We start from the raw sequence: 12977 nt of genomic DNA, 5'->3' as shown, positions 1-12977 counted from the left end.
AACACGGCTCGAAACCATTTCATGCAAAATTGCTGACGCAATTTTGCAGACCTTTCCGAAATCCGCTCGGGCGGCGCGGGAAGGAGGGGTGGGGGGAGGAATGCCCGCGCCGCCCTCGCTTTTCTGGTGAAGCCGCCGACACAATTTTTTATGAATCCTACTCATACACTTGATGAATATTTAGACCTTGTAGATGAGGACGATAATGTTGTTGGGAAGAAAAAGAGGTCAGAAGTTTATGCAGAAAATCTTTCAAATTTCCGAGTTGTAAACGCTTTTGTTGTAAATTCAAAAGGAGAAATTTGGACACCTCGCCGCTCTGCCGATAAAAGAATTTTTCCATTGTGTTTAGATATGAGCATGGGCGGTCATGTGGAGAGCGGCGAGAACTACGAGGATACGCTGAAACGAGAAACGAAAGAAGAATTGAATATTGATACTGATAAATCACAGGTTCGCTTACTTGGGCATTTGTCGCCGCAAAAAGACGGCGTTTCAGCGAATATGAATGTTTACGAGATAAAAATGGATGAAGCACCCGATTACAACAAAAGCGATTTTGTGGAATATTTTTGGCTAACGCCAAAAGCACTTTTTGAGAGAATCGCCAGCGGCGATAAAACGAAAGGCGATTTACCAAAATTAGTAAAAATATTCTACGGCGAATAATTTTTTTATTTATGGCTAAAATTGATTTAGGAAAAAGCTGGGACAAAGTAGCGAAACAATGGTTTGAAGAATGGGAACCAACTTTTAAGCGTGGGTTGGTTTGGGGACCATACGGACCTTTTGAAAAAGATGTAAAGCTGATTCCGCCGCTAAAAGGAAAGAAAGTTTTAGTTTTAGGTTGTGGCTCCGGCCCCGATGTTTGGTGGCTTGCTGAAAATGGTGCGGCGGAAGTCGTTGGTGTTGATCTCTCCAAAGAGCAATTAGCTCTTGCAAAAGAGCGAATGAAAAAAGCAAATTTAGCGGCGGAATTTATCCAAAAAGATTTTGATAAAATTACTGCTGATGATTTCTCAAAAGAAAGTTTTGACATAATAATTTCAAATTACGCACTTCAATATGCTAGGGACTTGCCGCGACTTTTCAAATCCGTTTTTCATTTCTTGAAGTCGAAAGGGAAATTTATTTTTAGTTGCGACCACCCTGTTCTTACCGCTACTTATAAGTCGCGACAAAAAGATGAGCGCGAAAAAGATTTTAAGGATTTTGACTATTTGAACAACAGAACAATCTATTGGAATTTTCGCGTTGGTGAAAAGGATGTCGCGGCTTACAATTATCATCGCCCCGTTAGTTATATTTTTAATGGATTGGTTGATGCTGAATTTCATGTTGAGAAAATTTTAGAGCCGCGACCTGATACTCGTTCTACTGATTACTACAACGAATCATTTAATCTTGCGAAGCGACTTCCTTACACTATTATTTTTGTCGCTAATAAGGTTTAATGATGTCGGCGGCTTCACCAGAAAAGCGAGGGCGGCGCGGTGTCGGCGGCTTCACCAGAAAAGCGAGGGCGGCGCGGGCATTCCTCCCCCCACCCCTCCTTCCCGCGCCGCCCGAGCGGATTTCGGAAAGGTCTGCAAAATTGCGTCAGCAATTTTGCATGAAATGGTTTCGAGCCGTGTTGTAAATATACTCCAGACAAAAACAAAAGCGCCCCGGTTGGGGCGCGTTTTGTTTTAGTAGATTTCCACTTTGACTCGCTGGATACCAAAGGCCCTCGCGGCCTCCACGTCTTCCATCCAAATATCCATACGCTTGTGGTAGCGAGAATTCATACGATCCTCCACCACGAACACTTGTTCACCATAGAGCTCTGGCATACGCACACGCGTGCCAAACGGGAGGGCATTCGTCGCAAGCACGCCGTGGCGCACCCGCGTTCCCGAAGCGGTAATAAACGGGGTGTCATCCGTTTGCTCAGGAAGGGAATTGTATGCCGTCGCTGTAATCTCCATCATCTTGCGCGGTGTGCGGTCAGAGGCATCAGGAAGCCCAACCGGCCCGTTCTTCGCAAAGGCGGCAGGAACCGGCATGGCCAAAAACACGGCAACAGAAAGCAAAATCGAGGCCGCTTTCACGCGCACTGTGTTTCCAAGAGAAAGAAGAGGCATCCAGAAGGGAGCAGTGGTAAGAAGAAATTGAATCATACAGAAAACTGCCGTTCATGGCAGAGGCGGGAGAATACCAGAAAACAACCATTTTGTCAAGGAAAAAGGCCTATTTTCCTTGTTTTTTGATGAATTGAGTGCTACCATCAAATCCACCTACACACCCGCCACAAAGAGGTTATGCACACACGTTATTTTCGCTCCTCCCGATCATTCCACCGCCCCTTTTGGCGCCGTTTCTTCACCTCAGGGACCTTGATAAAAAATGTATTCACGCTTGGCGTGCTTGGCGGCGTGGCCGGTCTTTTTATTCTTGCTGTCCTGTTCGCCCTCTACAGCCGTGGTCTCCCTGATCCAAACCAGCTTTCCAGCCGCCGCGTGAGTCAATCCACGAAAATCTACGACCGCACGGGTGAGCATCTTCTCTACGAGGTCCACCGCGGCGAACGCCGGACACTGCGCAAACTTTCGGAAGGTTTTTGCATGGACGATGCGGCGCTTGAAACAGACACCGAGGGCGGAATCCCCTTGTTTGCTGTGGAAGCCACGATTGCTGCCGAAGATCATGCGTTTTGCTCGCATAAAGGATTCAGCGTACGCGGGCTGGCGCGCGCGGTAATCTTTCGCGGCTCACGCGGCGGCGGTTCGACCCTCACGCAACAGCTCGTAAAGAACGCCATCCTCACAAACGAGCGCTCTCTCGTGCGCAAAATCAAAGAACTCATTCTTTCCGTCGAGCTCGAGCGGCGTTATTCAAAAGATGAAATCGTCCAAATTTACTTCAACGAAATTCCTTACGGCTCGACAAACTACGGCATCGAGGCCGCGGCCCAAGCATATTTTGGAAAGACTGCGCATGACCTCACGCCCGCCGAAGCGGCAACACTCGCTGCTCTCCCAAAGGCACCGACCACGTACCTCAATAACCCCGACCGCCTGAAAACACGGCGTGATTACATCTTGGGGCAAATGAAAGAGCTCAAATTTTTGACGGATGAGGAGTGGGGCACAGCCGTGGCAGAAGAAACCCCGATTATTCCTCGTGTGGGAAGCATTACGGCACCGCACTTCGTATTTTATGTGAAGGAAATGCTCGAGCGGGATTACGGCGCCGCCGTCGTGGAGGAGGGCGGGCTTAGGGTCACCACAACGATTGATTATGAACGACAGGTGGCCGCCGAGGAGGCCGTGCGCTCTGGCGTGGAGGAAAACGGCGAACGACTTGGCTTCACCAATGCCGCGCTTGTGGCCCTCGACCCGAAAACGGGCGAGATTCTTTCCATGGTCGGCTCAAAAGACTATTTTGAGGAAGAGATTGACGGGTCAGTAAATGTCACCACACGCCCGCGCCAGCCCGGATCAAGTTTCAAGCCCATCGTCTATGCCGCCGCTTTTGAACAGGGATACACCCCCAACACCATTCTGTGGGACGTAAACACCTCCTTCCCTACCGTCGTCGGGGCATATGAGCCAAAAAACTACGATGAAAAAGAACGTGGCCCCGTGACCATGCGTAAAGCGCTTCAGGGCTCTCTCAACACACCGGCCGTGAAAACGCTGTTCCTTGTCGGACTCGAACGTGTGTACGAATTCGCCAAGACATTCGGCTACAGCACACTTGGCGACCTTTCAAACTACGGTCCGTCGCTTGCGCTTGGAAGCGCCGAGGTCACGCTCCTTGAACACACGAACGCGTACGCCACTTTTGCGCGCGAGGGGGAATTTGTCCCGACGGCGGCTATTTTGAAAGTGGAGGACGCTGATGGCGGAACGCTCTTTGCATGGGAGCGGCCAGAGGCAACCCGCACGATGGAGCCGCGTATCGCACAAACGATAAGCAGCGTGCTCTCCGACAACGAAGCACGCACCTATGTCTTTGGGGCAAATTCTTTTCTCCAGTTGGGCGACCGCCCTGTGGCAGCAAAAACAGGAACCACGAACGATTCGCGCGATGCGTGGCTCGTGGGCTACACCCCCTCGCTTTCTGTAGGTGTTTGGGCTGGCAACAACGACAACAGCGAGATGACCCGCGGCGGAGGTGCAAGCGCCGCCGGTCCGATTTGGAATGCCTTCATGCGCAAAGCCCTTGCCGGAACTCCGAGGGAAATTTTTCCCGTGGTTGAAATTCCCCTCACAGGAAAAGCCATCCTCGACGGTACCGTCCCCTCAGAGACTTTTACCATTGATAAAGTAAGTGGAAAGCTCGCCACCGAATTTACTCCCGTAGAGCTGCGCGAGACGAAAAGCTGCCCCGCCATCCACGACATCTTGCATTATGTAGATGTCCAAGACCCTCTGGGGCCACCCCCCGACAAGCCAGAGAAAAATGAGCAGTATCTTTTCTGGGAAAGCGCCGTCGGTGGCTGGGTGGACCGCCAGGCAGGCGAACCTTCCCCCACCATTGTGCGCTGCACCCCCCCAACGGAAAGCGACACCGTACACGCTCCAGGGCTAATACCGCAGATAAGCATTTCTCCCTCCGTGAACGGACGGTTCGTGAGTGTCGCCCCCGCCATCACATCCCCCCGTCCCGTCGTGCGCGTAGAATATGAAATTGACAACCGCTTCCACGCAAAGACCGTTTCCTTTCCGTTTCAAGTTTCCTTCGAAGTTTCCCCATCCATAGGTGGGGGGTCCCACGAACTCTCGGTTCGGGCCATAGATGATGTCGGTAATGCGGGTGTTGTGCGCCAGACCATCACCCTTACGGAACCCACGCGTGTGAACGCGGTGGAAATCCTCACGCCGCGCGAAGACGAAACGATCTCCCGCCTCGATGAAAACGCTTACTCCGTTTTTGTGCAGGTGCGCGCGCCCTCAACCTTCTCTGCCATCCTTCTCTACGCCGAACCGCGCGCCGGAGGCGCGAAAACTTTAATCGGGTCAGCAAAAAACCCAAACACAAACTCTCTTAACTTCCGTTGGACCCTGCCGGCAGATGGTGATTGGATCCTCTCGGCTGTCGGGGAGCGAACAAACGGCCAGGTGGAAACCTCGCCGTTCGTCCAGGTCACCATTCGGTGACGTCCCTTATTGCTTGATCGGCATGACAAGGTAGAGATAACCGTCTTTCCCCGCGGGCCGCAAAAGGCACGGGCTCATGGCATCGTTGAAACCGACAAAGACATCGGGCGTATCCATAGCATTCAGCCCCTCTTGAAGGTAGCGAGAATTTACTGTCACCTCTCCGCCCTCGCCCTGCATGTGCGTTCGGCACACAGCCTGATTTTCGCCACGCGCCACGTCTTCGGAGCGCGCCGTAAGCATTTGCGAGACAGGGTCAAACTCCAACCGGACATCAAAGAGACCCGTCCGTGAGAAAAGGCTCGCGGTCTTTATCGCTTTCAAAAACTCCTCCCGAGGAAGCGTCGTCTCGGTTTTGAATTGGCGCGGGATGATTTGGCGGTAGTCCGGATAATGCCCGTCAATGATGCGCGAGGTAATTTCTACAGGACCATAACGGAAAACGATTTGCGCTTCGCCCAGGGCAATTTTGAGGCGTGCGGGCCCTTCCACGTCGTCACGGAAGAGACCGAGAATGCGCCCAACCTCCTGAAGCGTTCGCGCGGGCACAATCACTTCGGTGGGTTCGACACCGGGAACTTCATCCATAACGAGCACGCGCTCGGAAAGACGATAGGAGTCTGTCGTGGCAAGCACAAGCGTGTTTGGGCCTGCGAGGTGGTCTTTGAAACGGAAAAGGACGCCCGCAAGTTCTGGCCGGGATTCGTTTGAGGCAACGGAGAAAAGCGTCTGGGAAAGTGCGGCACGGAACTCGCTTGCATCCACCTCAAAGATTGTTGCCTCCGAAACAGGGGGGATGAGAGGGAATTCCGTGGCTCCCATTCCTTTCATCTTTGTTTTATTGTCCGCGCAAATAATAGAAAGCTGGTCTCCCACGACCTCCATGTCCACCCGCTCATTTGGGAGCAGATTCACATAATCGAAAAAGAGTTTTGAGGGAACGGTGAACTCTCCCTCTTGTTCAACCTTCCCTCGTGCTTGGCAGTGAACAGCAATCTCGAGGTTTGTTGTCGTAAGCTGCACTCCACCCGCCTTTGTCCGAAGAAGGACATTATTTAAGATAGGAAGATTCACGTTCTTATTTGAGAGGTGAGCGACGGAGGCTAATCCTTGAAAGATGTTATCTTTTGTACAAGAGAATTTCATAAACCCGTAGAAGTAATAATGGTGTGGATAGTGGGGAAAAGATCGAACTTTGTGTTGTTTGAGAGAAGTTTCATTGTGAGGAAAACGTTTTCTCTTCGTAAGGGAAAAGGAGGATAAGTTTTTTACGGCGGCGCGAACATTTTTCTCCCCCGCATATCCTCCCTTCTGTGCACGCAGTTACCCACGCACTTATCCACTCCCCACGCACCTAACTCGTGTACATTCTTTGCTTAATCATCTCAAGGTCTTGCTTTAATTTTTCATCTGTTTCAAGAAGACCAGAGATCTTGTCGAAGGCGTGCATCGCTGTCGTGTGGTCTCTTCCCCCAAGTGATGCCCCAATGGAAGGGTAGGAACTCTTCATTTCTTGCCGGAGGAGGTACATGACGATTTGGCGAGGGTAGGCGAGGCGTTTCTCCCGACTTTTCCCGAGGAGATCGTCTATAGCGAGGTCGTAGTAGGTGGAAACCGTTTCAAGAATATGGCGAGGGGTAAGCGAACGGATGTTCTTGATGGGCTGAAGGGTTGCCAGGATTCCCTGCACAGATTCGATAGTCGGCCGGATGTTCTTAAATTGGTGGTAGGCGACGATTTTATTGAGTGCTCCCTCGAGCTCGCGTACATTATTCGTGATGGCGTTGCTGATGTGGTGCAAAATATCACGGTCAAAAAGATAGTTACGCTCGCGCATCTTCGTTTCAAGGATCGCCATACGTGTTTCGTAGTCTGGGTTCCCGATGTCGGCCAGCATGCCCCATCCAAGCCGAGATACAAGACGCTGTTCCAGCCCCACGATAGCTTTCGGTGGGCGGTCGCTTGTGATGACGACCTGCTTATTGTTTTGGTGGAGGTGGTTGAATGTGTGGAAAAATTCCTCCTGCGTACGCTCTTTTGAAGTAATAAACTGGATATCGTCGACAAGGAGGACATCAACATTTCGGTAACGATCCTTGAATTCTGCCGCTTTCCCACTGCGCACCGAGTCAATGAACTCGTTTGTAAAGCGCTCACACGTAACATACAAAATGGCGGAGCGGGGGTTTTTTGTGCGGATTTCGTGCCCGATCGCCTGTAAAAGGTGGGTTTTCCCGAGTCCCACTCCTCCGTAGACAAAGAGAGGGTTATACGCGCCGCCCGGCTGCGAGGCGACGGCTTGTGCTGCGGCATGGGCGAGTTCGTTTTGCTTCCCTACCACGAAGTTACCAAACGTATACCGGCTCGATCCAAACCCGCTTTCGATGGGGCCGGACGTTTTGTACACGGGAGTGAACGACGGAATATCCGCGTAGGCATCCTCTTGGCGCTTCGCGCGCATTTCTTCAACGGTAGGAATGATCTGCGGCGTCCCCGGGCGTGTTTCCACGCGATAGATCACAGATTTTATCGCGTTTCCGGAAAGACTTTGCAGACACATCGTAATATCTTTGTGGTATTTCTTCTCAAGCCATGCCTTTGTGAATGTATTTGGAACGCCAATGGTCACGAGCCCTTCAGAAAAAAGCGCGACGAAGGTACTTTTGAACCAGGTCGTAAAATTTGCCTTCGAGAGCTTCAACTCAAGCTCTCCCAGCGCGGCCTGCCACAGCTCGTTAGTATCCATAAGGATAATTACATGTGAAATCCCAAGCATGGGGTGTGTTCGACACTATAGACTCCTTCCGAAGACTGAGCAAGCCCGTGGATAAGCTTATGGGAAAAATCTTTTCCGCTCAATAAACACGGGGGTTGCTCTCTTGTGGACAATATGTGTATACTTGGGAAACTTTTATGCCAAAGCGAACCTATCAACCGAAGAAACGCCGCCGCACGCGCGTACACGGCTTCCGCAAACGCATGAAAACCGCCGGCGGCCGCCGTGTGCTTGCCTCCCGTCGTGCGAAAGGGCGCAAACGTCTTGCCCCAACCGCGCGCAAACAATAATCATGCTTCCGCGCGCACACCGATTGGTGAAGGATAAAGACATCGAGAGGCTCTTTGCCAAAGGAAGAAGGGTCTCTTGTTCGTTTTGTGGCGTGCGTGTTCTGCCAAACAAGCTTGCGGAGACGCGCGTCGCCGTCATTGCTCCGGGGAAGCTCTCTGGACAAGCGGTTATACGGAATCGTGCAAAGCGGCGGGCGCGTGAAGCGCTTCGCCCCCTTCTTCCCCTCCTCAAATCCGGGCACGACATGGCCCTTGTCCTCTTTCCCGCTTCGCTTACGGTTCCGCTTCCCGAAATGACGCGCACCCTTCGCTCCCTTTTTGAAAAGACACGTCTTCTATGACCCCGCTGGCTTTTCTTGGCGTGGGGGCCATCCGCCTTTACCAGAAAACCCTCTCACCCGATCATGGTCTCACGCGCCCGCTCTTCCCTTACGGAGCGTGCCGCTTTGATCCCACCTGCTCGGAGTATACGGTAAAAGCCATTAAAAGATATGGTTTTTTTGCTGGATTTTTGCGCGGTGGGGCACGCATTTGTCGCTGCCACCCCTGGAGTATCGGTGGTCATGATGACCCGTAAAAAGAAAACAACCTCCGGAGAGGCTGTTTTCAGGGCCTTTTGTTAACCAGTTGTTTTAACAACAGGTAACGCCATCATAGCAGAGGGCAGCACTTTCGCCAAGCAGTTGTCCACAATGAGGACGTTTTCTTTGCTTATTACAGCCTAACTTGTCGTTTCGGTCTCTTTGAAAACCGTCTTGCAAAGCATATCAATCGTTTGACGGTTACGCAGAATAACTTCTTGGTACTCGCGATATTCGTCCGAGTAAAGGCGCTCTCGTGCGGAAGCGTCCGTAATACCCTGGGCTTGGCGATCTAACTCTGCATCAAGAACTTTTGCGTCTACCGTGACTCCTTCTTCTCGCGCAATCTCTCGCAAGAGAAGAGCAATTTTCACGCGGGTCTCTGCCTGCGGGCGAAGATCGGACAAAAGTTCGCCAAGCGTTTTCTTCAGGGAAGCGAGATAGTCGTTGAATTCGAGCCCGTTTTCTGTGACGTGGCGGCGGAGCTCGCCCACCATTTTTTGGAGCTCGTCGTTGATGAGAGCCTCGGGGATTTCGTCGAACTCGGACGTTTTCGCAAGCTCTTCAAGGAGAGCCCGCTCACGTTTCGCCCGTTCCTCCTGTGTCTTCTCGAGAGTTATATTCTCACGGATGTGCGCACGGAGACTTTCAAGGTCCTTCATACCAAGCGAAACGGCAAACGCGTCATCGAGAGCCGGGTGTTCGAGGTGAAATATTTCTCGCACCACCGCACGGACTTCCACCGGTGAGCCCGCAAGCTGTTTGTTATGGTGCGACGTTGGGAAGGTAAGGGAAAAGTTTTTCTCTTCCCCTTCTTTCGTTTGGGAAAGATGTTCGCGCAGACCCGGAAGGTAGGAATCATGCTCCATGATCACGACGGAGCCCTTCGCTTCTCCTCCCTCGATAGGGACGCCGTCTTTTTTCATGGAAAGATCCACCACTACTTTGTCTTTTTCTCCGGCGCCCTCTCCTGTCGCAGCGCGAACCTCTTTTGTCTGCATCCAGGAGAGCTCTTTTAAGGCGCCCTCAAGCTCTTTCTCGGTGACTTCAGGAAGAGCGGCCTTTCGGGAGAAGGTTTTCCATTCGGCAACTTTAAGGACACTCGGCATGAGTCCGACGGTGGCTTCGAAAGTGACGTCGTTTCCCGGAGCAGCCTTTGTGACATTCACGTCGGGCGTTCCTACCGTCGCAAGGCCTTCCGAAACAACCACAGACACGAACGTTGCACGCACCATCTTTTCAATGGCGTGCTCAAGAACGGCGGCTTCGCCCACTTTTGCCGCCACAAGGGTGTAGGGGGCGAATCCCGGGCGGAACCCATCAATTTTTGCTTCCTTCGAAATCTCGGCAGCCGCGTGGTCCAAATATGGCTGCTGCTCGGCTACGGGGATGGTGACGCAAATCTTTACTTTAGTTTTTGAGAGATGCTCGAGCGTGTGGGATGGCATAGAATGGCCGGAATGTAGCGTGCACAGGCGCGGTTGTCAATGAATAACAAAACAGGGCATGGGCCCCGTTTTGCTCTTGCTAGGCGATGAGAGTCACAATGAGAAGCGCCACGATGTTGATGATTTTGATCATGGGGTTTATGGCAGGTCCGGCGGTGTCTTTGTAGGGGTCGCCTACCGTATCGCCCGTTACGGCTGCTTGGTGCGCAAACCCGCCCTTGCCGCCAAAGTTTCCCTTCTCAATATACTTCTTCGCATTGTCCCAAGCTCCTCCGCCGGTGGTCATGGATATTGCCATGAAGAGTCCAGTTACGATGGATCCCATAAGGAGTCCGCCTAACGCTGCGGGGCCCAGAAGCCAGCCGACAAGAATGGGGGCGAGCACGGCAAGGAGAGCCGGCGCAATCATCTGGTGAAGAGCGGCACGCGTGACAATATCCACTGCCTTACCGTAGTCGGGCTTGGCGCTGCCATCCATAATTCCCTTGATCTCGCGGAATTGCCGGCGCACTTCCTCAACGACCGATCCGGCGGCACGTCCCACCGATTCCATCGCAAACGAGGCGAAGAGATACGTCACGAGACCGCCTGCAAACAATCCCGTTACGACCATGGGGTCACTCAAGCTAAAGACCACGCTTTTCCCAAGCCGTCCGAGTTCTTCGGCATATGCACTGAAAAGCACGAGTGAGGCAAGACCGGCGGAGCCGATCGCGTACGCTTTTGTAACAGCTTTTGTTGTGTTCCCCACGGCATCAAGAGGGTCGGTAACTTCACGGACTTCTTTTGGAAGCTCGGCCATTTCCGCGATACCGCCGGCGTTATCGGTGATAGGACCGAAGGCGTCAATGGTTACAATGATACCGGTAAGGGAGAGCATCGCTGTGGCCGCAAGGGCGATGCCGTAGAGGCCCGCGAACGCATAAGAAGCCAGAATGCCAGCCACAATGACGACGACCGGGAGTGCGGTGGAACGCAGCGAGAGAGCAAGGCCGGCGATAACATTCGTCCCGTGCCCCGTCTCGGATGCCGCGGCGAGTTTCTTCACCGGACTAAACTGTGTGCCGGTGTAGTACTCGGTAAGGAAGATGAGGAGTCCTGTCACCACGAGTCCCACAACCGCCGCGCCAAATCCCGCCCACGGTTTTTCTGTAAGAGGTTGGAGCGAGGGATTCACGAGGGCAAAGCCGACAAGAGAGAGGACGCCAGCGGCGATGAGGCCCTTGTAGAGAGCACCCATGATATTTTTATTGGCGGAGAGACGAATAAAGAAAACACCGATCATGGAGGCAACGATAGCGATAAGCCCGAGCGCCAGTGGATAGACAATGGCGGCTCCTGTACCGATGGTTGCCGAGCCGATCAACATGGCGGCCACGAGCGTGACGGCGTATGTCTCAAAGAGATCGGCGGCCATACCGGCGCAGTCTCCTACGTTGTCCCCCACATTGTCGGCGATGACCGCGGGATTACGCGGATCGTCTTCGGGGATACCCGCCTCAACTTTCCCCACAATGTCTGCACCGACGTCGGCCGCTTTCGTGAAGATGCCTCCACCGAGGCGGGCAAAAACAGAAATGAGTGAGCCGCCAAACCCGAGTCCTACCAATGCCTCGACGCTTCCTGTGAGGGCATAAAATCCTGCAACAGCAAGAAGGCCGAGACCCACAACAAAGAAACCGGTAACAGCTCCTCCGCGCACGGCGACATTCATTGCTTGCGAAAGCCCTGTTTTTGCCGCTTCCGCTGTGCGGACATTGGCACGCACCGAAACAGCCATCCCAATAATTCCTGCGGCGCCACTCAATACCGCGCCGATCAGGAATCCGATGGCAAGCGTCCAGTCAAGGACAAGCCCGAGGAGAACGAAGATCGCGAGCCCGATCCAGGTGACGACAGTGTACTGGCGTACCAAGTAAGCCTTTGCGCCTTCTTGGATCGCAAGCGCGATACCGATCATCTTCCCCTCTCCACTTGGCTGACGCAGAACCCACTTCGTAAAGAGCGCGGCGTAAAGAAGGGCCAAGACCCCGCCCACGAGAGACAAGAGCGTAATAGGATGCATAAGAAATTTGTGAAAAACGCTGGTATAATAAGCGGGTAAGCACAGGAATGTCAATGGAAACCTACTTATTTTGTGGGAAAAACATTAAGAAACGTGGAGGAGAGGAGGCTCATGGATGGCGGTTTTCGCGCTATCGTCGGGGTGGATGAAGTGGGGGTGGGGCCGCTTGCAGGGCCGGTGGTTGCAGGAGCCGTTCATCTTCCTCTGGAATTTTATCTTCCCAATCTCCGTGACTCCAAACAGTTGAATGTGCATCAGCGGGAAGTTTTGGCAGAAGAGATTCGAGAAGCGGCATCTTGTTTCGCGGTAGGTGAGGCAAGTGTAGAGGAAATCAACACAATGGGAATTCGGCAAGCGACGTATCTGGCCATGCGACGCGCTCTCGCAGGCATTGTCGTGGTGGATTTTGTTCTCGTGGATGCGCTTACGATTCCCGACCTCCCCTATCCGCAACAGGGTATCATTCGCGGTGACGCAACGATTGCCTCCATTGCCGCTGCCTCCATTTTGGCGAAAGTGACCCGAGACGCGCGTATGAAAGAATTTGCGGCGCATTTCCCCGAGTATGGATTTGCCGAGCACAAAGGCTATGGCACACCGCAGCACGTGGAAGCCATTGTGCGCTACGGCCCCTGTGCGCTTCACCGAACAAGTTGGGGAGTATTCGCCTCTT

Annotated in this window: 12 protein-coding genes; 7 read left to right on the top strand and 5 right to left on the bottom strand. The window is 52.8% G+C overall.

Annotated features, from left to right (window positions below; all coding sequences use genetic code 11):
• Positions 1–150: 150 nt before the first annotated feature.
• Positions 151–669, top strand: coding sequence for an NUDIX domain-containing protein (locus tag HYW18_04365; GenBank protein MBI2485349.1), 519 nt, complete (start codon positions 151–153; stop codon positions 667–669).
• Positions 670–680: 11 nt separating this feature from the next.
• Complete coding sequence (locus HYW18_04360) at positions 681–1454, top strand: class I SAM-dependent methyltransferase (protein ID MBI2485348.1); 774 nt, start codon at positions 681–683, stop codon at positions 1452–1454.
• A gap of 234 nt (positions 1455–1688) precedes the next feature.
• Here the strand turns inward: HYW18_04360 and HYW18_04355 are convergent, their stop codons facing one another.
• Positions 1689–2159, bottom strand: coding sequence for a 3D domain-containing protein (locus HYW18_04355; GenBank protein ID MBI2485347.1), 471 nt, complete (start codon positions 2157–2159; stop codon positions 1689–1691).
• A gap of 141 nt (positions 2160–2300) precedes the next feature.
• Here HYW18_04355 and HYW18_04350 point away from each other — a divergent pair, with 141 nt between their 5' ends.
• Positions 2301–5144, top strand: a complete 2844-nt coding sequence (locus HYW18_04350; GenBank protein MBI2485346.1) for a penicillin-binding protein — start codon at positions 2301–2303, stop codon at positions 5142–5144.
• Between the two features lie 6 nt (positions 5145–5150).
• Here HYW18_04350 and dnaN read toward each other — a convergent pair whose 3' ends face one another.
• Positions 5151–6290: a DNA polymerase III subunit beta gene (dnaN, locus tag HYW18_04345; protein MBI2485345.1), complete on the bottom strand. Its 1140-nt coding sequence runs from the start codon at positions 6288–6290 to the stop codon at positions 5151–5153.
• Positions 6291–6498: 208 nt separating this feature from the next.
• On the bottom strand, positions 6499–7890 hold the full coding sequence (dnaA, locus tag HYW18_04340; GenBank protein MBI2485344.1) for a chromosomal replication initiator protein DnaA: 1392 nt from the start codon (positions 7888–7890) through the stop codon (positions 6499–6501).
• Positions 7891–8057: 167 nt separating this feature from the next.
• Here dnaA and rpmH point away from each other — a divergent pair, with 167 nt between their 5' ends.
• The 3 genes from rpmH to yidD are packed head-to-tail and all read left to right on the top strand — an operon-like array spanning position 8058 to position 8787.
• Positions 8058–8210 carry a 50S ribosomal protein L34 gene (gene rpmH, locus HYW18_04335; protein MBI2485343.1) on the top strand — a complete coding sequence of 51 codons (153 nt, stop codon included), beginning with the start codon at positions 8058–8060 and terminating at the stop codon, positions 8208–8210.
• Between the two features lie 2 nt (positions 8211–8212).
• Positions 8213–8551, top strand: a complete 339-nt coding sequence (rnpA, locus tag HYW18_04330) for a ribonuclease P protein component (protein MBI2485342.1) — start codon at positions 8213–8215, stop codon at positions 8549–8551.
• Positions 8548–8787: a membrane protein insertion efficiency factor YidD gene (gene yidD / locus HYW18_04325; GenBank protein ID MBI2485341.1), complete on the top strand. Its 240-nt coding sequence runs from the start codon at positions 8548–8550 to the stop codon at positions 8785–8787. Before rnpA ends, yidD begins: the two co-directional genes overlap by 4 nt.
• Before the next feature lie 144 nt (positions 8788–8931).
• Here the strand turns inward: yidD and tig are convergent, their stop codons facing one another.
• Positions 8932–10239: a trigger factor gene (tig, locus tag HYW18_04320; protein MBI2485340.1), complete on the bottom strand. Its 1308-nt coding sequence runs from the start codon at positions 10237–10239 to the stop codon at positions 8932–8934.
• Between the two features lie 79 nt (positions 10240–10318).
• The gene (locus HYW18_04315; GenBank protein MBI2485339.1) at positions 10319–12304 is read right to left on the bottom strand and encodes a sodium-translocating pyrophosphatase; all 1986 of its coding nucleotides are present in this window, start codon (positions 12302–12304) and stop codon (positions 10319–10321) included.
• Between the two features lie 111 nt (positions 12305–12415).
• On the opposite strand from HYW18_04315, the gene HYW18_04310 reads away from it, so the two are divergent.
• Positions 12416–12977, top strand: a 562-nt coding sequence (locus tag HYW18_04310) for a ribonuclease HII (protein ID MBI2485338.1), incomplete at its 3' end; no start/stop codon positions are given.

It is taken from the genome of Candidatus Uhrbacteria bacterium (assembly GCA_016187485.1).
Lineage (GTDB): Bacteria > Patescibacteriota > Patescibacteriia > UBA9934 > UBA10169 > JACPJO01.
This window is presented reverse-complemented; position numbering and strand designations above follow the sequence as displayed.